The sequence below is a fragment of the Kitasatospora kazusensis genome (assembly GCF_039529945.1).
GTDB lineage: Bacteria > Actinomycetota > Actinomycetes > Streptomycetales > Streptomycetaceae > Kitasatospora > Kitasatospora kazusensis.
This window is the reverse complement of record NZ_BAAANT010000006.1, coordinates 171,316-192,609: the sequence shown is the minus strand read 5'-3', so window position 1 is coordinate 192,609 and position 21,294 is coordinate 171,316. Positions and strand designations below refer to the sequence as shown.

Genomic DNA, 21,294 nt, shown 5'->3' with positions numbered 1-21,294 from the left:
CGGTGGCGCTGCACCACGGGCCGAGCGGAATGCCGCAGGACCCGGCGCGATCCGGGAACGACGGTGAGGAGAGTCCTGTCATGAACCAGCCACCACTCGGCGTGGACGATCTCCAGCTGCTCGCCACCGTCGGTGGAGCGGCGCCGTCGCTCCACAACAGCCAGCCCTGGCGCTTCCGCCCGGCGCCGGACGGCCAGGGTCTGCTCGTGTACGCGGACCCGGCGCGCGCCGTGCCCGCCACCGATCCGGACGGGCGGGCGCTGTACGTCTCGGTCGGGGCGGCGCTGTTCAACCTGCGGGTCGCCGCCGCGCGGCTCGGCCGCGAGCCGGTGGTGCGGCTGCTGCCCGACCCCGGCGAGCCGCGGCTCGCCGCCGCCGTCGACCTCTCCCGCGCGGCCACCGACCCGCACCCCTTCGGCCCGGACCTCTACCCCGCGATCACCCGGCGCCACTCCAGCCGTCGGCCCTTCACCGACCGTGACATCCCCGAGACCGTCGTCGGCGAGCTCATGGCCGCCGCCCACGGTGAGGGGGTCGTGCTGTCCCTGCTCGAAGAGGACGGGGTCCGGCGGGTGCTGGCCCTGACCGCCGAGGCCGAGCGGCGCACCGCCGCCGACCTGGTCCGGCAGTCCGAGACCCGCAGCTGGCTGCGCCCGGAGGAGGGCGCCACCGACGGGATCCCGCCCGGCGCCCTGGGTCCGATGGACCACGACGCGCGGGTGCCCGTGCGCAGCTTCACCGGTCACCCACCGCGCCCGGCGATGCCGACCGAGCGGTTCGAGGCACTGCCGCAGGTGGCCACCCTCACGACACACGGCGACCGTCCTGCCGACTGGCTCCGGGCCGGCCAGGCGATGGAACGGGTCTGGCTGGTCGCGACCGCGCACGGCGTCCGGGCGTCCCTGCTCCACCAGGCGGTCGAGTGGCCGGACACCCGCCGGCAGCTGCGCGACCCGGCCGAGGGCCCCGGACACATCCAGCTGGTGCTGCGCCTCGGCTACGGTCCGCCCGGTGCGGCCACCCCTCGTCGTCCGGTGGCGGAGATCCTGGAAACGGCGACGGGCGGCCGGCTCCCGCACGGTGAAAGCTGAGTCCGCGATCCGTCGACGTGGCGGTCCGGAAGTGGGCGGGGGCGGTCAGCTGTCGAGCAGCAGGCCGACCGCGGTGTCGAGGTCGAGGTGGCCGCTCTCCGCGCCGGCGGGCACCAGTGCGAACGAGTCCGCGAGGAAGGCGGCGACGGCGTCCGCCGGTGCGCTGAGCACCACGCTGTCGGAAGGGCTCCTCAAGGTGATCAGGACCTCGCCCTCGCACCCGGGGCAGACCCTGACGTCACCGCTCCCGGCGGGGGCGTGGCGGCCCTCGTTCAGCAGCTCACGGCTGAAGTACCAGCACACCTTCGGATCGCCGTCCGTGCAGCCGCATCCGGACAGCGGGAACGAGAGGCACGCCGCGTAGGGAAGGCCCGGGTCGAAGCTGAGTTCCGCGTCGACCGCGACATCCGGCAGCGGGCTGTCGGGGAACGTCACGGACAACGGATGGACGGCGGACCTGGACATCGGATCGTCCTCCTGCGCTGCTGCGCCGGCCCGGGCGGGCCGACTCCGTGCACCCGGGTACCCGGGCCGCTGTCAGCCAGTCGGCCGGTCCGTGATCTCCACAACTCCACCACCACCGCCGGTCCCGCGGGCCGGTGCCGACGGGCTTCGGCGGCCCCGGTACCCGTGCCACCCGGGAGCCGGGCTGCGGGTCACCGCTCCGGGCCGTCGGCTTCGTGCGGGCATCGGAGGGCCGGTGGCAAGAATGCAAGTGGGCATGTCATTTCCGGGTCCCGCCGGAAGCCCGGAAATTGCGGCGCTTTTGGCCCGTACAGTTCATAAACGCGTGGCGGCATTTTCTAATATTCATATAAATGCTGAGTGTATTGCTCCACCGGGGTTCGACCTGCGAGTGTCGGGCCCCAAGTGGCGGGCCGTCAGTTCGCCACGGGAGGGCGGGAGTAAGAGTGCGTACGGAGAACAGCGAAGGAATCAGTCGGGGCGGCGCGGCGCGGCGCCCGTGGGTGGGGCGGTCCGTGGCGGCGGTCGGCGCGTCGGCGATGGCAGCGGCTCTCGTCGTCGGAGGCGTCGCGGTGACGCACGGCGGCCGGGGTGCCCAGGCCGGGGGAGTCGGCGGTGCGGCGGCGGTCGCCGCCCCGCAGGCCGACGGCGGGAGCCTGCGGCTGACCGCCGCGGAGCTGGCGCAGTGGCAGCAGGCGACGGCGACGCCCGAGCAGCGGCAGCAACTGGTCGCCGGCCTCCAGGCGGCGTTCGCCGGCGTCGCGACGGTCGGTTCGGGCCCGGTCCCGGGGGCCGGTGGGTCGCAGGGAGCCGGTGTCGTCAGCGCGTCCTACACCGGAACCGGGCAGGGCGGCCAGGTGGAGCAGGCCCTGTCCACCGGGGTCACGGGTACCCACTTCTGGGTCATCGCCTCGTACGCCGACATCGTTCACGGGGCCATCGGTGTAGCGGTGAAGGCCTGCTACAGGTGGGCCCCGGGCTGGCTCTGCAACGGCGTGGGATCCCTGCTCACGGGCTGGGCCAACGGATGGGGCGCCGCGAGCAACCACGGAGTCTGGGGCGCCGTCTACTGGGCGCCGCCCCACCTCGACGGCGGTCGCTGGTAGCGGCGGCACGGGTGCTCCGGGCCTTCGGGTCCGGAGCACCCGTCCGACGGCCGGGAGGAGTGCGTCGGCCGCGGTGGCCTCCCGGGACGTCGGGGCAGGGCGCGGGATCCGGGGCCGTCGATCCGTGACGTGCGGTCAGGCATGAAGCCGGAGAGGCGGGGCAGCCGCCGTTGCGAGGGCGCACCGCCCCGGGAGCGGCCCGGTGCGGTGCGACGAAGCGAGGAGGCGGTATGAGCGGCATCGAGATCTGGAAGTTCCGTTCGACGTCCGGCCACGTGTCCGGCGGTGACCTGATCGGCTTCCAGGTCGAGGCCACCGACGGCCACATCGGCAGGATCGACAAGCTCTCCGAGGAGGTCGGCGCCTCGTATCTCGTGGTCGACACCGGGCCGTGGATCTTCGGCAGGCACGTCCTGCTCCCGGCCGGTACGGTCGTCCGGGTCGAGCAGGACGACAGGAAGGTCTACGTCGACCGGACCAAGGACGAGATCAAGAACGGCCCGGAGCTCGACCGGGGAGCCTGCGACGCGGACACCGGCTACCGGGAGCAGTACGGCGCCTACTACGGCCCGTTCTACGGCGGCCCGTTCTTCTGATCCGCGCCACTGCCGCGCCGGGCCGTGAGCCGTCCCCGGCCCCGGTCCGGGACCCGTGTTCCGCGAGAACCGGGGCGAAATCCGCGGCCGGGGTGTGAAGCCGGAATTCCCGGGAAGCCGCCTGCTGAAAGAGCCGACGGCTCCGACTGATCGATGACGAACCTTTTGGTCGAGGAGGAATTCCCACGGGTGCCGGTGGCAAGGCCGAGAACGCCGAGAACGCGGCCGAGGACGTTCTGGGCCGCTGACCCACCCGCCCCGATCGGTCCCCCGGGAACGAGCTGTTTCCGGGGGACCGTGCCGAGGTGGCGGGGCGGCGCGGCGGAGGGGACCTGGGGGGATGGGCACCGACGAGGCCGACTCGGGCGGCTCGCGGAGCGACGGTTCGCGGCTGTCCTTCGACATGCGGTGCGAGGGGACGCGCGCGGCGGTCTTCCGGGTGGCGGGTGAGATGGGCCTGAACGCGCCGGCGCCGCTGCGGGGAGCGCAGGTGTTTCCTCCGCCGTAGCGGGAACACGCTTCCATGCCGCAACCACAGCTCCGGGGTACACCGTCTGTCCGGCATCGCACGGCAGCCCTGGCGGGAAGAGTACGGAGAAGAGAATGGAAGGTCCCAGCGTCAGCCGGACCGTGCCTCCCGGTCTGCCCGTGCACGGGCAGCGGCGCAGCCTGCACCTGGCCGGCGTCCGGGGCCAGGTGGCCCGCGGCCGGGACTTCACCCGCCAGGCGCTGGCGGACTGGCGGTGGCTGCCGGGCCACGGCCGGAGCGGCAGCGGCAGCGGGACCGGGGCCGGGACCGGGAGCGAGGCCGTGGACGACGTTCTGCTCCTGGTCTCCGAACTCCTGGCGAATGCCGCTCTGCACGGCTGCGGCCCCCGCAGCCTGTTGCTGGACGCCACGGCGGAGCGCCTGCGGATCGAGGTGACGGACGGTAGCCCCGCGCTGCCCTCGCCGCGTCTCCCGCACCAGCCCGGCCGGCCGAGCGGCCACGGGCTGTTCATCGTGCAGCGGCTGTCCGACCGGTGGGGTGCGACGCCCGACGCCGAGGGCAAGACAGTGTGGGTGGAGATCGCCGCGAGTCGTCTCGTGCCGCCGGTGCGACCGGGGCGGTGGCTGCCGGATCCCGATCTGCAAACGGGACATAAGTACATGTAAGGGACCGCTTGGTATTTGAGGCGCATCACCGACAGTGATAGGGGTAGAGGCGCAACACGACGACACCCGACGGAAGGAACGTCATGACGGCGCCTCGCGCTCTGCTGACCAATCCCCACCCCGTACCCGACACCACCACGTCGTCGGACACCGCAGTCCCCCGCTCCGCGGACCCCGCGGAACTGCCGCACATCGAGGATCCCGGTGCCGTCGCCCCCGCCGACGCCCGCGAGCTGTCCCGCGCCCTGCTGGTGCGGTTGAGCCTGCTCGAAGAGGGCACTGCCGACTACTCCTACGTCCGCGCGACCCTGATCGAGCTGAACGTCTCGCTCGTCAGGTATGCGGCGCGGCGCTTCCGGTCCAGCTCCGAGCCGATGGACGACATCGTCCAGGTCGGCACCATCGGCCTGATCAAGGCCATCGACCGTTTCGAGCCCGACCGCGGCCTGGAGTTCACCACCTTCGCGCTGCCCACCATCATCGGCGAGATCAAGCGGTACTTCCGTGACACCACCTGGGCCGTGCACGTCCCCCGCCGCCTGCAGGAAATGCGGCTGACGCTCGCCCAGGCCTCCGACGAGCTCGAACAGCGCCTCGACCGCGCGCCCACCGTCGCCGAACTCGCCGCCCACCTGGAGGTGGACGAGGAGGAGGTGATCGAAGGGCTCACCGCGGGCAACGGCTACACCGCCGGCTCCCTGGACATGAAGCTGGCGGCCGACACACCCGACAGCACCCTGGCCCGCCGGCTGGGCTTCGAGGACGCCCGCATCGGCCGGGTCGAGGATCTGCACACCCTCAAGCCGCTGATCGCGGCCCTCCCCGAGCGCGACCGGACGATCCTCTCGCTGCGGTTCGTGGAGGAGCTGACGCAGGCGCAGATCGGAGAGGGCCTCGGTATCTCGCAGATGCAGGTGTCGCGCCTGCTGACCCGCACGCTGGCGGTGCTGCGCGCGGGGCTGCTGCCCAGCGACCGCTGACACCCGTCGGCGGACCACGGCAGGGCGGCACCGGGTGGACCGGTGGCGCCCCGCCGACGGCACCGCGTCCGTCCGGCACCGCGTCCGTCCGGCACCGCGTCCGTCCGGCACCGCGTCCGTCCGGCTCCGTGGACGGGGCCGGACGGACGAATTAGCAGGTTCATATGCGTGGCGTGCTTGTCCGCGCACTCCCGGTGACGAATCGTTGCGGCAACCGGAGGGCTGACCCGCAGGAGACCTCCGCTGTCCCTTGGAGTCCCACCGTGATCGATTTCCCGTGTTCGACCGCCTCCGCCCGCCGCAGAAGCCCGGTCCCCTGGGCGCTCGGCGCCGCCGCCGCCCTGCTGGTCGTCGGAGTCGCTCCGGCGGCCCACGCCGCGCCGGGTGACAACGGTGACATCAAGGTGCACGACAGTGCCACGGCCGTCGGTGACCACCGGAACGATCCCAAGGTGTGCAGGTTCTATCTGGACGCCTTCGGCTTCGACCTCCTGCAGAAGGTCGACTTCACGGTCGAGCAGCAGCCGCCGACCGGTACCCAGCAGGTGCTGGCCGGCTCGATCACCCTGACGGCCGGCGTCGGGCACACCAGTACCTTCAGCCTTCCGAACGGTCACTACAAGGTCGACTGGACCTTCGCGGGCGAGGAGGGCAGCGCCAAGCACAAGGTGTTCATGGTGGACTGCCCGTCACCCTCTCCGACCCCGACCCCGACCCCGACCCCGACCCCGACCCCGACCCCGACCCCGACCCCGACCCCGACGCCGACGCCCAGCACCAGCGCCTCCCCGACGCCGACGCGGACGCCCGGCGCGAGCACCTCACCGAGCGGCGGCGGTCCGATCGGCAGCGTGGGTACCGGGGGCGGCGGCAGCGTGAGCGGACCGAACGCGGCTGAGATCGCGGCGGGATCGGTGGTGCTGGCCGTGGCGGCCGGTTTCGGGTTCCGGACCCTGCGCCGCCGCTCCGCCCGCAATGCCACGTCCTGACCTCCCGGTCGGACCGGCCGGCCGGCGCCCGGCGGGCACCGCACGCCGCCGCCCCGGCCGCCTGACGGCCGGGGCGGTGGCGGTCGCGCTGGCCGCCGGGGGCTGGCTGGTCCACGACGGCGCCACCCGGACGGGTCCGCCGCAGCCGCCGGCCGCCGGGTCCGATCCGGGGGCGCGGCCGGCCGGCGCCGTCGCGACCACCGCCCCGGAGGAGACCGTCGATCCGGGGCGGCCGGCTCCCCGGCCGCTGCCGCCCGCGGCGCCGACCAGGATCAGGATCCCGGCGATCAAGGTGGACGCGCCGCTGGTCGGCCTCGGCCTCGACGCCGCCCGGCACCTGGCCACGCCGCCGATGGAGGACCGCAACCTCGTCGGCTGGTACCGCGACGGCGTCGCCCCGGGGTCCACCGGCGCGGCCCTCGCGGTGGGGCACGTCGACAACCGCTCGGGGCCCACCGTGTTCTACCGGCTCGGGCTGCTGCGCCGGGGCGACCGGATCGAGGTGCTGCGCGAGGACCGGCGGACGGCCGTCTTCACCGTCGACTCGGTCCGGACCTATCCGAAGGACGCCTTCCCCGACGGTGTCGTCTACGCCGCCGCCCAGCGGCCCGAGCTGCGGATCATCACCTGCGGCGGCCACTACGACAAGCACTCCGGCTACCGGTCCAACGTGGTGGTCTCCTCCCACCTGACCGCGACCCGCTGAGCCCGCCCGTCTCAGGCCCGCGCCCGGGCGGCCCCACGCACGCGCGCTAGTGTGCAGGCGTGAGCTTCCATCTCGTCATCGGATTCGGGCCCGCCGGGGCCGCCACCGCCCGGCTGCTGGCTGCCCAGGGCAAGGCCGTACGGGTCGTCACCACGTCGGGCCGGAGCCCGGAGCCCGGCATCGAGCACATCGCGCTGGACGCGGCGGACGGTGCGCGCCTGACCGAGGTCGCGCAGGGCGCGGCCGCGATCCACAGCTGCGCCGCACCGCCCTACCACCGCTGGGCGAGCGGCTGGCCGCCGCTGGTCTCGGCGGCCTGCGCGGCGGCCGAGGCGAGCGGGGCCGTCCTGGTCATGCTGGGCAACCTCTACGGCTACGGCCCGGTGGACGGCCCGATGACCGAGGAGCTGCCGCTCGCGGCGACCGGCCCCAAGGGGCGGGTGCGCGCCGCGGGTTGGGAGCAGGCCCGGCAGCTGCACGAGCAGGGCCGGATCAGGGCGGTCGAGGTGCGGGCCTCGGACTTCTTCGGCCCGGGGGTGACCGACGGCGGGCACCTGGCCGCCCGGGTGGTGCCCTGGCTGCTGCGCGGCAAGCCGGTCTCCACGATCGGGGACCCGGACGCCCCGCACAGCTGGAGCTACCTCCCCGACGTGGCCAGGGCCCTGGCCGAGGTTGCGGGCGAGGAGCGGGCCTGGGGCCGGGCCTGGCACCTGCCGACCGGACCGGCGTTGTCCACCCGGGAGATGGCCGACCGGCTGGCCGCCCGGGCGGGGACGGGGCCGGTGGCGGTGCGCAGGCTGTCGCCGGCCGTGCTGGGCGCCGCCTCGCTGTTCTCCCCGCTGATCCGCGAACTGAAGGAGATCCGGTACCAGTTCGACCGTCCCTTCGTGGTCGATTCGAGCGCCTACGAAGCCGCGTTCACGGTCCGGGCCACCCCGGTCGACGAGCAGGTGGCGGCGACGGTGGACTGGTGGCGCGCGCGGGCCGCCACCGCCGGGTGACGGCAGGCCGGTCGCAGGGACGCCGGCACCGGGCCCGCACCGCCGCGGCGGTGCGGGCCCGGTCTCAGCCGGCCGCTCTCCAGCCCTGGACGGGGACGGCTGCCCGCAGGGCCCTGGTGTACGCCTCCGCCGGATCGTCCAGGACGCGCGCGCAGTCGCCCTGTTCGACCACCCGCCCGCGCCGCAGGACGAGTACGGTGTCGCACAACTGCCTGACCACCGCCAGGTCGTGGGAGATCAGCAGGTAGGCGATCCCGGTCTCGGCGCGGATGTCCGCGAGCAGGTTGAGGATCTGCGCCTGGATGGAGACGTCCAGGGCGGAGACCGCCTCGTCCAGTACCAGGACGCGCGGCCCGGCGGCCAGTGCCCGTGCGATCGCGACGCGCTGGCGCTGGCCGCCGGACAGGTCGCGCGGGCGCGCCAGGGCCTGACGCATCGTCAGGCCGACCTGGTCGACCAGCTCGTCGAGCCTGGCCGCGCGCTCCGGCGCGGTGCGGCCGCCGTGATGGCGCAGGACTTCGTCGACGGCCGACCGCACGCTCTGCTGCGGATCCAGCGAGGTGTACGGGTCCTGGAAGACGATCTGCAACTCCTTGGCCCGGGAGCCCCGTTCGGAGCTCCCGCGAGCCGGGCGGCTGCGGTCACGGCCGAGTACGGTGATGCTGCCGCTGGTCGGGCACTCCAGCCCGACCAGCATCCGGGCGATCGTGGTCTTGCCCGATCCGGACTCGCCCACGATGCCGAGCGAGCCGCCCGCCGGGATGTCGAAGCCGACGTCGGCGACCGCGTGGTGGCCCTTGAAGAACTTGTTGAGATCCCGCACTTCCACCGCGTTCACGCCGTGGCCTCCTTGCTCGTTCGTACCGCGTGGATCTCCTCGGCCCGGGCGCAGCGCACCAGTCCGCCGTCGAAGGGCAGCAGTGCCGGGGGCGCTGCCTCGCAGACCGGGGCCGCGAACGCGCAGCGCGGCGCGAACGCGCACCCGGGCCCGGCCTCGAAGGCGGAGACCGGCCGGCCGGGGACGGCCGTGAGGCGCTCCGCCCGCACGTCGACCGACGGGCGCGAACCGAGCAGCCCGAGCGTGTAGGGGTGGGCGGCACGCTCGTGCAGGGTGTCGGCGGAGCGGAGTTCGACGATCCGCCCCGCGTACATGACCGCGACCCGCCCGCACACGGCCAGGGCGAGGTCCAGGTCGTGGGTGATGAAGACCATGCCCATGCCCCGTTCGCGGCGCAACCGGTCCAGGACGGCGACGACTTCGCGCTGGACGGTGACGTCCAGGGCGGTGGTCGGCTCGTCGGCCAGCACCAGCCGGGGCTTGGCCAGCAGCACGGACGCGATCATCACGCGTTGCAGCATGCCGCCGGAGACCTCGTGCGGGTACTGGCGCAGCCGGCGGGCCGGGTCGTCGAGGCCGACCTCGGCCAGCGCCGCCTCGGCCCGGGCCAGCGCCTCGCGCCTGCCCAGGCCGCGGTTGTGCCGCAGCGCCTCGGTCAGGAACGCGCCGATCCGGCGGGTCGGGTTGATGTGGGCGCGCGGGTCCTGGAAGACCAGGCCGACGCCGCTGTCGCGGTAGCCGCGCAGGGCGGCGGCGTCCATCGCGCCGACGTCCCGGCCCTCGAAGCGGACCGTGCCGGAGGCGGTGGCAGCAGGTGGCAGCAGGCGGGTGACGGCGCGGACGGTCATCGACTTCCCCGAGCCCGACTCGCCGACCAGGCCCAGCGCCTCGCCGGGTGCCAGGGTCAGGTCGAGGCCGGCCAGCAGGGTGCGCGAGCCGCCGTCCTCGGTGGCGAAGTCGACGGTCAGGCCGGACAGTTCCAGCAGCGGTACGGCGGTCATGCGGCGGCTCCCACGGCAGTTCGGTCCGCGGGGGCGGCGGACCGCCCCCGGCGCTTCAGGTAGCCCGGTGGCTTGTCGCCGCTGATCCGCGCGCCGAGCACGGTGAGTGCGAGCACGGTGAGGACGATCAGCAGGCCGGGGGCGAGGACCGGCAGCCAGTAGCCCTTCAGCAGCGCGTCGCCGTCGCTGACCATGACGCCCCAGTCGGGTGTCGGCGCCTGGACGGCCAGCCCCAGGTAGGAGAGCGAGGCGAGGTCCAGGAGTGCGTAGCCGAAGGCGATCGCGGCCTGGCCCGCCACGACCGGCGCGATGTTGCGCAGGATGTGCCCGGCCGTGATCCGCAGCACGCCGAAGCCCTGCACCGCGAGCGCGTCGACGTACGGGCTGACCCGCTGCTGGCGCGCCGCCGCCCGGACGATCCGGGCCAGGAACGGCACGTACGCGACCGACAGCGCGGCGACCGCCGGGGTGAGGCCGGGCCCGAACAGGGCGACGGCCAGCACCGCGAGCAGCAGCCCGGGCAGCGCGTAGACCAGGTCGAAGACCCGCGCCACCACCGCGTCCACCCAGCCGCCGTACCAGCTCGCGGCGAGGGCCAGCGGGATGCCGGCCAGCAGCGAGACACCGACCACCAGGACCGGGCCGAGCAGGCTGGTCCGCGCCCCGAACACCAGCCGGCTGAGCAGGTCGCGCCCGATCCCGTCCGCGCCCAGCAGGTGTGCGCCGGACGGGCCGCCGTACGCGTCCAGCAGGCTGCCCCGGTTCGGGTCCTGCGGCGCGAGCAGCGGCGCGGCCACCGCCACCGCGAGGACCAGCAGCAGGAACACCGCCGAGGCGATCCCGGAGCGGCCCAGCCGCCCGGCCGTCCTGCGGGCCGTCCGTACGAGCGTCTTCTTCACGAGGTGCTCCCTGTCTCGCGCAGCCGCGGGTCGACGACGGCCTGGACCAGGTCGCTCGCGGCGTTGCACAGTACGAACGCGCCGACCAGCAGCAGGGCGACGGCCTGGACGACCGGGAAGTCCTTCTGGGCGACCGACTGGATGGTCAACTGCCCGATGCCGGGTACCGCGAAGGCCGACTCGACCACCAGCGTGGAGGCGAAGGTCCCGGCGGTGAGCAGCCCCACGGCGGTCACGATCGGCGCCAGCGCGTTGCGCAGCACGTGGCTGCGGAGTACGACCAGCCTGGGCAGGCCGCGCACCAGCGCGGTCTGCACGTGCTCGCGTTCCACCTGCTCGCGGACCGCGTTGCGGGTCACCCGGCCGAGGAACCCGCAGGAGAGCACCGCCATGGCGCAGGCCGGCAGCACCAGCCCGCCGATCTCCCCGCCGAGGCCGTCCCCGAGCCCCGAGGCCGGGAACCAGCCCAGCCGCACCGCGAACACCGAGATCAGCAGCGTCGAGGCGACGAACGGCGGGACGGTGACCGACACCGAGGTCAGCGAGCTGACCACGGCGTCGACCCGGCCGGGCAGCAGTGCGGCGGCGAGGCCCAGCGCCGGCCCCACGACCACGACCAGCAGCATCGTCAGCAGCACCAGCAGCAGGGTGGTGCCGAGCCCCGCGCCGATCCGGTCCGCGACCGGCTGGCCGGTGACCATCGAGGTGCCGAGGTCGCCGTGCAGGACGCCGGTCAGCCAGTCCCAGTAGCGGACCGGCAGCGGCTGGTCCAGGTGCAGCCGGTGCCGCGCCGCCGCCCGCGCGGCGGCGGCGGGCATCCGGCTGCCGAAGAGCACGTTCTCGGGGCTGCCGGGCGCGAGGTAGAGACTGCCGAAGATCACCAGGCTCGACAGCAGCAGCGTCGTGGCCAGCCCGCCGAGGCGGCGCAGCAGCAGCCGCCCCATCAGGGTGCCCCCACGGCGGTGACCCAGGAGTTGTCCAGGTAGGAGAAGGTCAGCGGCGCGCCGGTGACCGCCTTGCTCTGGAACAGCAGTGCGCGGGGCTGGACGATCGGGATCCAGGGCAGGTCCTGGCCGAGGACCGCCTGCGCCTTGAGCACCTGCGCGGCGCGCGCCGCCGGGTCGTCGGTGGCCTGCGCGGCGTCGAGCGCGGCCTGCACGGCGGGGTTGGCGTAGCCGTTGAAGTTCTGCACGCCGCTCGCCGTGGCGAAGCTCGCGTACATCGTCGCGGCCTCGGGGAACTCCAGGTAGTTGATCGTCAGGAAGCCGTCGTAGGCGGCGCGGGCCTTCGGGTCGGTGAACAGGCTGCCGTACTGCTGGTCGGGCAGCCCGGTGATCTTGATGTCCAGCCCGATCGCCCGGCCGGTCTGCTGCAGCACCTGGGCCAGCTGTGCCTGGGAGGGCGTGCCCGCCGCGTACGCGAGGGTGATCTGCTTGCCGGCCGCGCCGGCCTGCTGCACCAGCTTGGTGGCGGCCGCCAGGTCGGGGGCCTTGGAGAGCTGGTCGTAGGCGGCCCGGTAGGTGGAGGCCGCCGGGTCGTGCAGCCAGAAGCCCGGTCCGGCCACGGCGTAGAGCGGGTCGGCCGCGCCGGCGTAGATCGCCTTGGCGATGCCCGCGCGGTCGATGGCCATGCTCAGCGCCTGCCGGGTGCGGGCGTCGGCCAGGCCGCCGGTCAGGCTGGAGACGGCCAGGTCGACGTTCTGCGTGGTGGAGCCCGCTCCGCCGATGTACAGCTTCCCGGCCGCCGCCTTGCTCAACTGCGCGATGGTCGAGGTCTGCAGGTCGAAGGCGCCCTGGAGGGAGCCCGAGGAGAGCGCGTTGGCCAGCGCCGAGGGGTCGGCGAGGAACTTGAAGGTCACCGTGTCCGCCTTGCCGGCGTGGCCCGGGTCCCAGTAGTCCGGGTTCCTCTTCAGCACCATCTGGTTGGTGCCGTCGAAGGACTGCACCGTGTACGGGCCGGTGCAGACGACACCGGTGCCGGCGTTGCCGAAGCCGGCGCCCGCCTTGACCGCGAAGGCCTTCTCGACCACCGCCGCGCCGAGGGTGCCGAGGTTGCGGACGAAGATGTAGTCCGGCTTGGTCAGAGCGACCGTCACCTGCGCCGGGCCGGTGGCCGTGACGGTGTCGACGTCGTTGTAGGCGTCGGCGTAGTTGCTGGCCACGGCCGGGTCGAGGTTGCGGGTCAGGCTGTAGACGACGTCCTCGGCGGTGACCGGCCTGCCGTCGCTGAACCTGGCACGCGGGTCCAGCTGGAGCACGACGTGCTTCGGGTCGGGCTGGGACCAGGAGGCGGCGACGCCCGGGTGCATCGAGTAGTCGGCCGCCACCCGGATCAGCGGCTCGCAGACGTTGCCGAGGACGGTCTCCTCCGGGTAGTCGGCGGTCTTGACCGGGTCCTCGGAGTACGGCGCGCGGTAGTCGCCGGACCAGGCGAGGTCGGTCAGCTTCCCCGTCCCCGGCGCGGTGGTCACCTGCGCGGTGGAGAAGTTGCTCTCGGTGCCCGCCTTCTGGGCGGTGGAGCCCGGGCCGCACGCGGCGGCCAGCAGGACCACGGCCGAACCGGAGACGGCGGCACGCAGCAGTCTGGTGTTCACTTCGGATCTCCTCGGTCTCGGGGCTCTCATGCGGACGCGGCGGCGTGGACCAGCTCGCCCTGGACGTAGGTGCGCAGCACCCGGGTCCCGGCGATGGCCTGGCTCGGGCCGTCGAAGGGGTTGCGGTCGAGCACGACCAGGTCGGCGAGCTTGCCGGCCTGGACGGATCCGGTCAGCGCGTCGAGGTGGTTCACCCGCGCGGTGCCGGCCGTGTAGGCGGCGAGCGCGGAACCCAGGTCGATCCGCTCCTCGGGGCCGAAGACCCGCTCCGGCTCCTCCTCGCCGGTGCGGTTGACGGCCACGTGCACGCCGGCCATCACATCGGGCGTGCTGACGGACCAGTCGCTGCCCGCGGCGAGCATCGCGCCGGCCCGCAGCAGCGAGCCGAACGGGTACTGCCAGCCGGACCGGCGCTCGCCGAGGAACGGGATGGTGAGCTCGTCCATCTGCGGCTCGTGGCAGGCCCACAGCGGCTGCATGTTGGCGGTCGCGCCGAGCCGGCGGAAGCGCGCGACGTCGTCGGGGTGGACCACCTGGAGGTGCGCCAGGTGGTGGCGGTTGCCGAGGTCGCCGTTGCGGCGCAGCGCCTCCTCGACGGCGTCCAGCGCCAGCCGCACGGCACGGTCGCCCAGGGCGTGGAAGTGCACCTGGAAGCCGGCGGCGTCCAGCCCGGCGACGTAGCCGCCCAGCTTCCCGGGGTCGACGAAGTCCAGGCCCGTGTTGCCGGAGGAGCAGCCGCAGCCGTCCAGGTAGGGCTCCAGCATGGCCGCGGTGTGGTTCTCGGCGACGCCGTCGAGCATCATCTTCACGGTGCCGGCGCTGAACCGCCCGCCGCCCCGCGCGGCCTCGGCCCGGCGCTCCCGGAAGCCGGCCAGCTGCTCCAGGCCGCCCTCGCGGTCCCACCACTGCGCGGCGCGGACCCGGGCGGTGAGCGTGCCCTCGCGGTCGGCGCGCAGGTAGGCGCCGTAGACGTCGCCGGGGCCGAAGGCCGCGCCGACGGCGGCGTCCTGCCAGCCGGTGATGCCGAAGGAGTGCAGGTAGGCCTGGCCGGCCAGCAGCCCCTGGTAGCGGTCCTCCTCGGAGGTGGCGGGGACGTGCCGGGTGACCAGCTCGGCCGCGCCCTCCTGGAGCATGCCGGTCGGGGTGCCGTCGGCGTCCCGCTCGATCCGGCCGTCGGCCGGGTCGGGGGTGTCCGCGTCGATGCCGGCGATCTCCAGGGCACGGCTGTTGGCCCACAGGCCGTGGCCGTCGCGGTTGGGCAGGGCGACCGGGCGGTCGCGGACGGCGGCGATGCCGTCCAGCAGCGAGCGGTGCGGGGTGCCGCCGGGGAAGGCCTCCATGCTCCAGCCGCCGCCGGTGATCCAGGCGGCTTCGGGGCGGGCGGCGGCGTAGGCCGCGACGGCGGCGGCGTACTCCTCGGCGGTGCCCAGCTCGTGCAGGTCGCAGGTGCGCAGGGTGGTGCCGGCCAGCACGGGGTGGACGTGGGCGTCCTGGAAGCCGGGCAGCAGCAGCCGGCCGGCCAGGTCGACGACTTCGGTGTCCGGGCCGACCAGCGGGCGGACGTCCTGGTCCCGGCCGACGGTGACGATGCGTCCGTCGCGGACGGCGACTGCGCCGGCCCAGGAGCGGGCCGGATCGACGGTGTAGACCGGTCCGCCGAGAAAGACCAGGTCTGCTGGGTGGTGATCACGGTGCACGGGTGCTCCAGAGCATGGGGGGAGGGCTCGCTCACGGCCGGAGGGCGGGGGAGGGCCGGGGCGGCGCTGCCGGATGTGTGGAGAAGCAAAGCCGGTGACAATGTCGATGTCAATGCCGTTGACAAGGGTGCGCAGTTACGATCGGATGAAGCGCCGCACCAGGACCGGCCGGTCCGGGGGCGGAGATCCCGGGCGACCCGGGAACAGTGACGAGGAGAGATAGCGTGGAGGCCCGAGTGGCAGAGCAGGCGGAGCGGCCGACGTCCAAGCGGCGGGCGGCGCTCACGCGCGAGTCGATCCTGGAGGCCGCCCTGCGGCTCTGCTCCCCCGAGGGGGGCGGCCAGCTCACCTTCAGCCGGCTCGGCAAGGAGCTGGGCGCGGACCCGACCGCCGTCTACCGGCACTTCCGCGACAAGGACGACCTGGTCCTCGCCCTCACCGAACTGACCGTCGCCGAGGGCGTCGAGCTGGCCCGCGCCGCGCTGCCCGACGGCCCGTCCGACGACTGGCGGGCCTGGCTCACCGTGACCGCCGAGAGCATCCGGGCGAGTTACCTGGCCCGGCCCGTGGTCGCCATCCTGGCGGCGGCCCGCACCACCGCGAGCCCGGCCGAGACCCGCAGCGTCGAACTGCTCATCTCGGTGCTGCACCGGGCCGGCCTGCCGGTGATCGAGGCGGCCGAGTGCTACCGCCAACTGGTCGACCTCACCCTGGCGATGACGCAGTACACGGCGGCCTTCAGCTCGCTCGACCCGGCGACCCAGGCCAAGGACGAGGCGGCCTGGGCGGTCAAGTACGGCATGCTCCCGGAGGCCGAGTTCCCCCTGCTGCACCGGAGCGCGCCCCGGCTGACCGAACTCTTCCGGGACGACGGCGAGGTGTTCCGGATGATCCTGGGGACCTTCCTGGACGGTGTCGCCCTGCGGATCGACCGCGCGCGGGACGGGTCCGCCGGAGCCGGCCGGTCCGCCTGAGCCCGCCGGTCCGCCCGAGCCCGCCGAGCAGGCACCCCCGTGCGCCGAACGGCGCAGCCCCGCAGGCCCTGCCCCGGGCAGCGGGCGAGGATGGCCGCGAAGTCGGCCGCGCGGCGTGCGCGGCCCGCGTGGACCAGCTGGGAGAAGCAGGCACATGACGATCGACCGACGGCGGTTCCTGGCGGCGCTGGGCGCCGGCGGCGCGGTGCTGGTGGCCGGAGCCCAACGGGCGGCGGCGCTGGACCGCGCCGGGCCCGGGACCGGCGCCGGCGGGCCGTCGGCGGTCGACGCCTGGCCGGCCCGGGCCCGGTCGGGGGCGGTCCTGCCGCCCGACTGGCAGGCGCTGCGCACCCGGCTGGACGGCCGGCTGCTGCTGCCCGCCGACCAGGGCTACGGCGAGGCCCGGCTCGGCTACAACGAACTGAACGACGGCCAGTTCCCCGCCGCCGTGGCCCGCTGCACCTCACCGTCGGACGTCCGGGCCTGTCTGGACGTGGCCCGCGGGCACGGCATCCCGATCGCCGCGCGCAGCGGCGGACACAGCTACCTCGGCTACAGCGTCCCCGCCGGCGGGCTGGTGATGGACCTGCGCCCGATGGCCCGGGTGCGGGTACGGCCCGACGGCACCGCGGTGGTGGGGGCCGGCGCCCGGCTGATCGAGGTCTACGCGGCCCTCGCCCAGGCCGGCCGGCTGCTCCCGGCCGGTTCCTGCCCCACCGTCGGCATCGGCGGACTCGCCCTGGGCGGCGGGATCGGCGTGCTGGCCCGCAAGTACGGCCTGACCTGCGACCGGCTGGCCGCCGCGCAGGTGGTCACCGCCGACTCGTCCCTGCTCGAAGCCTCGCCGGATTCCGAGCCCGACCTGTACTGGGCGCTGCGTGGCGGTGGCGGCGGCAACTTCGGCGTGGTCTGCGAGTTCACCTTCCGGACCGAGCCGGCCCCCGGGCTGACGGTCTTCTCGCTGGGCTTCCCCGCGGGCTCGGCCACCGCGGTGGTCGGGGCCTGGCAGCAGTGGATCGCCGGGACGCCGTTCGAGATGTGGACCACCTGCCAGCTCTCCGGCGGCGATCCGCCGAGCTGCCGGATCGTCGGCTGCTACGTGGGCGCCGAGAGCGAGGCCAACCAGCTGCTGGACCAGCTGTTCGCGGCGGCCGGTGTGCAGCCGAGCACGCGCAGCGTGCTGCCGAAGAACTACCTCGACGCGATGAAGTACATGGCCGGCTGCGCCAACGACACCATCGCGCAGTGCCACCTGGTCTCGGAGGGCGGCGTGCTGCCGCGTTCCTCGTTCGTGGCGGTCTCGCGGATGCTCGGCCCCACCGCGCTGGACGCGGGCCGGGTGACGGACCTGATGGCCGGGCGGACGGGGGTGGACCTGCTGCTGGACTCGCTGGGCGGCGCCGTGTCACAGCTCGCCCCGGACGCGACGGCCTTCCCGCACCGCTCGTCGCTGGCCAGCGCGCAGGTCTACGCGAGCGCGACCGCGGCCGGGCAGGCGGCGGTGACCGAGTCGGTGGACGCGGTCCGCGACGGCCTGGCGGAGCTGGGCGCCACCGGCGCGTACGTGAACTACATCGACGCGACGCTGCCCGACTGGGGGCGGGCGTACTACGGGGCCAACCTGGACCGGCTGCAGTCGGTGTCGCGGCGGTACGACCCGGACGCGGTGTTCGCCTTCCCGCAGTCGGTGACCTGCGGCTGAGCCCGCCCGCACACCGCAGGGGCCCGCCGGTACGCGGCGGGCCCCTGCGGTGCGGCCGGTCTGCGGAGCCGTCAGTCCGCGCTGCCGGTCACGAAGTCCAGGACGGCGGCCACCACCTCGGGGCCGGCCAGGATCCGCTGGTGGCCCAGCCCGCGGGTGGTGACCAGCCGGGCGCGGTCGCCGTAGGCGGCGGCGATCCGGCGGGCCTGGTCCACGCCGACCAGCTCGTCCTGCTCGTCGTGGACGACCAGCAGCGGTATCTTCACGGCCTCGGGGTCGTGGACGACCGAGAAGCGGGTCCAGAAGTCCGGCTCGCCGGGGAACAGCCGCTGCTCGATCAGCCGGCGCAGCTCCTGCCGGAGCCGGGGGCGCAGCCGCAGCGCGGTGCAGAACTCGTCGACCAGGTACTCGAACTCGCAGACCCCGCCGATCGCGGCCAGCCGGTCGGCCCGCACCCCGTCGCGCAGTGCGAGGAAGGAGGCCATCACCCCGACGGAGTGCGCCACCACCGCCTCGAACGGGCCGTACAGGTCGTGGAGCAGGCGGATCGCCTCGCGGTACTCCACCACCGTCGTGGTGCGGCCGGTGGAGTCGCCGTGGCCGGGGGCGTCGAAGGCGACCGGGCTGTAGCCGCGCTCCAGCAGCCCGGCGGCGAACAGGGCCAGCCGGGAGCCCCGGGAGCGCCAGCCGTGCACCAGCAGGACGGGTCGGGCGCCGTCGCCCCACCGGTAGGTCACCACCGATTCCCCGTTCACGTCCAGCCGGCCCACCTCCGCGCGCGCCATCAGCGCGGCCTCGGCTTCGCGGGGTCTGCTGCGGGCCAACGGCAGCCGGAAGACCCGGAAGGCCGCCCGGCCCGCCGGGCCGGGGGCGAGGTACGAGGCGGTGTTGAGCACGGCGGAGAGCGCCGCTGAGCTGGGGAGCATGTCCTGTCCTCCTGGGCGGGCGGCTCGCCGGAAGGCTCCGCGAGCCGCCGGTTCGTGGCGCCGGCACGGTCTTTCGGGTCGTCGGACGGTTCAGGGCCTCGCGCGGTGCTACCGGCCGCTGCGCCGCCGGGCGGACTGCCCGGCCCTGCGGGCGGCGCGGGCGATGGTGAAGGCGAGTTCGGGCAGGTCGTCGCGCTGCCAGCCGGAGGCTCCGGCGAGGTTCATCCCGTCGCCCTCGTTGTTGTGGGACAGCAGCACCGAGTACAGGTCGACGACCCCGGGCTCCTGGAGCCGCGCCCTGAGCTCGTCCTCCGAGTCGGCGATGTCGCCGATGTGGCGGTGCGTCACCGTCAGCGGGCCGTAGTGCTGGCGCCCTTCGGGCTCCAGCAGGTGCAGGATCCGGGTCTGCCGGTCGGCGGTGGCGCCGCTCTGGGTCTCCCGGTAGGTGCGGATCACCGAGTGGCCGCCGTCCACCAGCCGGAACACGCTCAGGTTCCCGCCGGGCCTGGCCCCGTACAGGACGGCCTGCTGGACCAGAGTGGGCACGATGTCGGGGACGAGCCCCAGCGCGCCGTCCCCGACGAACGCCAGCACGTTGCCCTCGCGGGTGAGCGCCACGGCGGGCGCGGCCTGGAGCGCGTCGCCCATCAGCGCCCGGCCGTACCAGCCGGAGAAGCCCGGGCCGGTGCGCGGCAGGTTGCGGATGGCCGACATGGCCCCCCGGCCGACGTCGTACAGGCCGGTGTAGGTGTAGCCCTGGTGGACGATCAGGTCGTCCAGGACGGCGCCGAGCCGGTGGAAGAAGTAGTTGGGGCTCATCGGCAGCAGCGGCAGTTGGTGCACCATGTCGGAGGCGCTGTCGCGCGTCTCGGCGATGGCGCGCTGCCGCAGGGCCAGCACCTCCGGCGCGACCGACAGCCGTTCGCGCAGCTCGCGCAGGAAGGTACGGGCGTCGGCGGGCACCGGGAGGTCGGCGAACGGGGCCAGGTGCGCGGGGTCGTGGGTGACCTGCACGATGTGCAGCCCCCGGTCGAGCACCCGCGGGGTGAACGGCGTCGTCAGCTCGGCGATCCGGCTCTTCAGGAACAGCACCGACTGCTCGTTCTTGCGGCGCAGCCGGCCGTCGCGGTGCAGGTAGTCGTGCACCCGGGCCGAGCAGCCGAACATGCCGAACGTCCCCAGGTACTCGGGCACCCGCTCGCCGTCCCGGTAGCGGGCCACGCTGCCCGGTCGGATGGGCGAGTCGGCCAGCGCGAGGCCGGCCGAGCGGGCGATGTCGTAGGTCAGTTCGCGCTCCTCCCGGTCCAGCGTGCCGCACTGCCAGAGCATCCGGACCGGTTCCCGGCCGACCAGCCGCGCCACCTCGGCCAGGGTGCCCTCGGCCACCCGCAGGACGGCGGCCGGGCGCGGCGGCGGGACCGGGACGGGCTCCGACACCGGCGCGTCCAGGACCGCGCGGGACACCAGCAGCACCACCGGCCCCTGGTCGGCCTCGTACGCCTCGAACGCCTCGGCGAGGTCCTGCGGCAGCCGGGCCGGGTCGTCGAGGTAGCAGGAGCGCAGCCGCCGGGCCCGCAGCACCTCGCGGGAGTCCTCCGCGCCGTGCACGGTGCCCTGGAAGGGGAACCAGGCGTCGGACTCGGAGTCGGCGCAGACGATGAACCCGCGCGCCCGGGCCTCGCGCAGGTTGGCGAGCGTCCCGCGGAACTCGTCCACCATCCCGTTGGTGACCACGATCAGGAACGGCGCCCCGTCCAGCTGCCAGCGCGCCAGCGCCCCGCAGGCCAGGCCGTGCTCGCTCGGGCCGCGCAGCACCGGGTTCCCGGACCGCTCCGCCGTCTGCTCCAGCTCCCCGATCAGGCCGGTGACCAGGGAGCCGGTGTAGTAGTGCAGCCCCCAGGCGGTGCCGGCCCGCGCGGCCAGGAAGCCGGTGAGCGCGTCGGCCAGTGCCCGCGCGGGCGGCGCGGTCTCGCGCAGCACGTCCGCCGCGTCGTGGAACTGGGCGAAGTCCGCCAGCGCCCGCACCACGTCGGCCGCCAGCAGCCAGGGTTCGCCGGGCAGCCGCCGGACGGTGTACGGCGGCGCCAGCCGGGCCCGCTCCGGCGCGCCCGCGTCGTCCGCGTACACCTGCACGGTGTACGCCGACAGGTCGGCCCGTACGTCCTGCGGCAGCCCGGCCCGCAGCTCGTGCAGGGCCGGTCCGACCGTCTCGGTGAGCGGATCGGCGCTCAGCCCCGCCCCGACGGCGTCCACCAGCAGCAGGGCCAGGGTGGCCGGGCGGCCGCCGTCGACCGCTTCGCGGAGCGCGTCGGCGACCTCGGACAGGGTGTCCACGCGCACCTGCTCGACCTGCTGCCCGGCCAGCGCGCGGCCGAGGAACCGGCGTGCGCGGCGCACGGTCTCGCCGTAGGCCGGGTGGTGCCCGGCCCACCCGGCGGGGTGGGCCGACGGGTCGCCGAGGGCGTCGGCGAGGGCGGCGGTGACCGTGTCGTGGAACCCGGGGGCCTTGCCGACACTCACCGCCAGCAGCCGCTCTGGCAGCGCTGCTGGCTGGTCGCTGCTGTGCATGGCTGAC

Annotated in this window: 20 protein-coding genes; 11 read left to right on the top strand and 9 right to left on the bottom strand. The window is 74.5% G+C overall.

Annotated elements, in window-relative coordinates; all coding sequences use genetic code 11:
• Positions 1-80: 80 nt before the first annotated feature.
• Positions 81-1,091 carry an Acg family FMN-binding oxidoreductase gene (locus ABD330_RS07855; RefSeq protein ID WP_344462256.1) on the top strand — a complete coding sequence of 337 codons (1,011 nt, stop codon included), beginning with the start codon at positions 81-83 and terminating at the stop codon, positions 1,089-1,091.
• A gap of 45 nt (positions 1,092-1,136) precedes the next feature.
• Here the strand turns inward: ABD330_RS07855 and ABD330_RS07850 are convergent, their stop codons facing one another.
• Positions 1,137-1,556 carry an SsgA family sporulation/cell division regulator gene (locus ABD330_RS07850; RefSeq protein WP_344462254.1) on the bottom strand — a complete coding sequence of 140 codons (420 nt, stop codon included), beginning with the start codon at positions 1,554-1,556 and terminating at the stop codon, positions 1,137-1,139.
• Between the two features lie 539 nt (positions 1,557-2,095).
• Between ABD330_RS07850 and ABD330_RS07845 the strand changes: the two genes are divergently transcribed.
• The 8 genes from ABD330_RS07845 (at position 2,096) to ABD330_RS07810 (ending at position 8,089) form a co-directional block, all read left to right on the top strand.
• The gene (locus ABD330_RS07845; protein WP_344462252.1) at positions 2,096-2,662 is read left to right on the top strand and encodes a hypothetical protein; all 567 of its coding nucleotides are present in this window, start codon (positions 2,096-2,098) and stop codon (positions 2,660-2,662) included.
• Positions 2,663-2,892: 230 nt separating this feature from the next.
• Positions 2,893-3,258: a PRC-barrel domain-containing protein gene (locus tag ABD330_RS07840; protein ID WP_344462250.1), complete on the top strand. Its 366-nt coding sequence runs from the start codon at positions 2,893-2,895 to the stop codon at positions 3,256-3,258.
• A gap of 340 nt (positions 3,259-3,598) precedes the next feature.
• Positions 3,599-3,766 carry a hypothetical protein gene (locus ABD330_RS07835; RefSeq protein ID WP_344462248.1) on the top strand — a complete coding sequence of 56 codons (168 nt, stop codon included), beginning with the start codon at positions 3,599-3,601 and terminating at the stop codon, positions 3,764-3,766.
• 95 nt (positions 3,767-3,861) lie between these two features.
• Entirely contained in the window at positions 3,862-4,413 is a 552-nt protein-coding gene (locus ABD330_RS07830; RefSeq protein ID WP_344462246.1) for an ATP-binding protein, read from the top strand.
• Positions 4,414-4,496: 83 nt separating this feature from the next.
• Positions 4,497-5,393: an RNA polymerase sigma factor SigF gene (locus tag ABD330_RS07825; protein ID WP_344462244.1), complete on the top strand. Its 897-nt coding sequence runs from the start codon at positions 4,497-4,499 to the stop codon at positions 5,391-5,393.
• 263 nt (positions 5,394-5,656) lie between these two features.
• Complete coding sequence (locus tag ABD330_RS07820; RefSeq protein ID WP_344462242.1) at positions 5,657-6,382, top strand: hypothetical protein; 726 nt, start codon at positions 5,657-5,659, stop codon at positions 6,380-6,382.
• The gene (locus tag ABD330_RS07815; RefSeq protein ID WP_344462241.1) at positions 6,369-7,088 is read left to right on the top strand and encodes a class F sortase; all 720 of its coding nucleotides are present in this window, start codon (positions 6,369-6,371) and stop codon (positions 7,086-7,088) included. Before ABD330_RS07820 ends, ABD330_RS07815 begins: the two co-directional genes overlap by 14 nt.
• Positions 7,089-7,147: 59 nt before the next feature.
• Positions 7,148-8,089: an NAD-dependent epimerase/dehydratase family protein gene (locus ABD330_RS07810; protein WP_344462239.1), complete on the top strand. Its 942-nt coding sequence runs from the start codon at positions 7,148-7,150 to the stop codon at positions 8,087-8,089.
• Positions 8,090-8,153: 64 nt separating this feature from the next.
• On the opposite strand, the gene ABD330_RS07805 is transcribed toward ABD330_RS07810, so the two are convergent.
• From ABD330_RS07805 to ABD330_RS07780, 6 genes are read right to left on the bottom strand one after another with little or no spacing between them, the layout of a single operon-like run.
• On the bottom strand, positions 8,154-8,927 hold the full coding sequence (locus ABD330_RS07805) for an ABC transporter ATP-binding protein (protein WP_344462237.1): 774 nt from the start codon (positions 8,925-8,927) through the stop codon (positions 8,154-8,156).
• A complete protein-coding gene (locus tag ABD330_RS07800) occupies positions 8,924-9,928 on the bottom strand; it encodes an ABC transporter ATP-binding protein (RefSeq protein WP_344462235.1) in 1,005 nt (334 codons plus the stop codon). The genes ABD330_RS07805 and ABD330_RS07800 overlap by 4 nt, the downstream gene beginning before the upstream one ends.
• A complete protein-coding gene (locus tag ABD330_RS07795; protein WP_344462233.1) occupies positions 9,925-10,827 on the bottom strand; it encodes an ABC transporter permease in 903 nt (300 codons plus the stop codon). The genes ABD330_RS07800 and ABD330_RS07795 overlap by 4 nt, the downstream gene beginning before the upstream one ends.
• Positions 10,824-11,771 (bottom strand): ABC transporter permease, encoded by a 948-nt coding sequence (locus ABD330_RS07790; RefSeq protein WP_344462231.1) that lies wholly within the window; start codon positions 11,769-11,771, stop codon positions 10,824-10,826. Before ABD330_RS07790 ends, ABD330_RS07795 begins: the two co-directional genes overlap by 4 nt.
• A complete protein-coding gene (locus tag ABD330_RS07785) occupies positions 11,771-13,420 on the bottom strand; it encodes an ABC transporter substrate-binding protein (protein WP_344462229.1) in 1,650 nt (549 codons plus the stop codon). The genes ABD330_RS07790 and ABD330_RS07785 overlap by 1 nt, the downstream gene beginning before the upstream one ends.
• A gap of 26 nt (positions 13,421-13,446) precedes the next feature.
• A complete protein-coding gene (locus ABD330_RS07780) occupies positions 13,447-15,117 on the bottom strand; it encodes an amidohydrolase (RefSeq protein ID WP_344462227.1) in 1,671 nt (556 codons plus the stop codon).
• A gap of 236 nt (positions 15,118-15,353) precedes the next feature.
• Here ABD330_RS07780 and ABD330_RS07775 point away from each other — a divergent pair, with 236 nt between their 5' ends.
• Complete coding sequence (locus tag ABD330_RS07775) at positions 15,354-16,091, top strand: TetR/AcrR family transcriptional regulator (protein ID WP_344462224.1); 738 nt, start codon at positions 15,354-15,356, stop codon at positions 16,089-16,091.
• A 154-nt stretch (positions 16,092-16,245) separates the two neighbouring features.
• Positions 16,246-17,793, top strand: a complete 1,548-nt coding sequence (locus ABD330_RS07770) for an FAD-binding oxidoreductase (RefSeq protein WP_344462222.1) — start codon at positions 16,246-16,248, stop codon at positions 17,791-17,793.
• Between the two features lie 71 nt (positions 17,794-17,864).
• On the opposite strand, the gene ABD330_RS07765 is transcribed toward ABD330_RS07770, so the two are convergent.
• Positions 17,865-18,719 carry an alpha/beta hydrolase gene (locus ABD330_RS07765; protein ID WP_344462220.1) on the bottom strand — a complete coding sequence of 285 codons (855 nt, stop codon included), beginning with the start codon at positions 18,717-18,719 and terminating at the stop codon, positions 17,865-17,867.
• A gap of 108 nt (positions 18,720-18,827) precedes the next feature.
• Entirely contained in the window at positions 18,828-21,287 is a 2,460-nt protein-coding gene (locus ABD330_RS07760) for a hypothetical protein (RefSeq protein ID WP_344462218.1), read from the bottom strand.
• Positions 21,288-21,294: the final 7 nt, after the last annotated feature.

Excerpts from the sequence above, each read along its gene's own strand:
- ABD330_RS07760 (WP_344462218.1), bottom strand. The coding sequence starts at position 21,287 with ATGCACAGCAGCGACCAGCCAGCAGCGCTGCCAGAGCGGCTGCTGGCG.
- ABD330_RS07800 (WP_344462235.1), bottom strand. The coding sequence starts at position 9,928 with ATGACCGCCGTACCGCTGCTGGAACTGTCCGGCCTGACCGTCGACTTC.
- ABD330_RS07765 (WP_344462220.1), bottom strand. The coding sequence starts at position 18,719 with ATGCTCCCCAGCTCAGCGGCGCTCTCCGCCGTGCTCAACACCGCCTCG.
- ABD330_RS07850 (WP_344462254.1), bottom strand. The coding sequence starts at position 1,556 with ATGTCCAGGTCCGCCGTCCATCCGTTGTCCGTGACGTTCCCCGACAGC.
- ABD330_RS07790 (WP_344462231.1), bottom strand. The coding sequence starts at position 11,771 with ATGGGGCGGCTGCTGCTGCGCCGCCTCGGCGGGCTGGCCACGACGCTG.
- ABD330_RS07855 (WP_344462256.1), top strand. The coding sequence starts at position 81 with ATGAACCAGCCACCACTCGGCGTGGACGATCTCCAGCTGCTCGCCACC.
- ABD330_RS07845 (WP_344462252.1), top strand. The coding sequence starts at position 2,096 with ATGGCAGCGGCTCTCGTCGTCGGAGGCGTCGCGGTGACGCACGGCGGC.
- ABD330_RS07840 (WP_344462250.1), top strand. The coding sequence starts at position 2,893 with ATGAGCGGCATCGAGATCTGGAAGTTCCGTTCGACGTCCGGCCACGTG.
- ABD330_RS07825 (WP_344462244.1), top strand. The coding sequence starts at position 4,497 with ATGACGGCGCCTCGCGCTCTGCTGACCAATCCCCACCCCGTACCCGAC.
- ABD330_RS07835 (WP_344462248.1), top strand. The coding sequence starts at position 3,599 with ATGGGCACCGACGAGGCCGACTCGGGCGGCTCGCGGAGCGACGGTTCG.
- ABD330_RS07830 (WP_344462246.1), top strand. The coding sequence starts at position 3,862 with ATGGAAGGTCCCAGCGTCAGCCGGACCGTGCCTCCCGGTCTGCCCGTG.
- ABD330_RS07770 (WP_344462222.1), top strand. The coding sequence starts at position 16,246 with ATGACGATCGACCGACGGCGGTTCCTGGCGGCGCTGGGCGCCGGCGGC.
- ABD330_RS07815 (WP_344462241.1), top strand. The coding sequence starts at position 6,369 with ATGCCACGTCCTGACCTCCCGGTCGGACCGGCCGGCCGGCGCCCGGCG.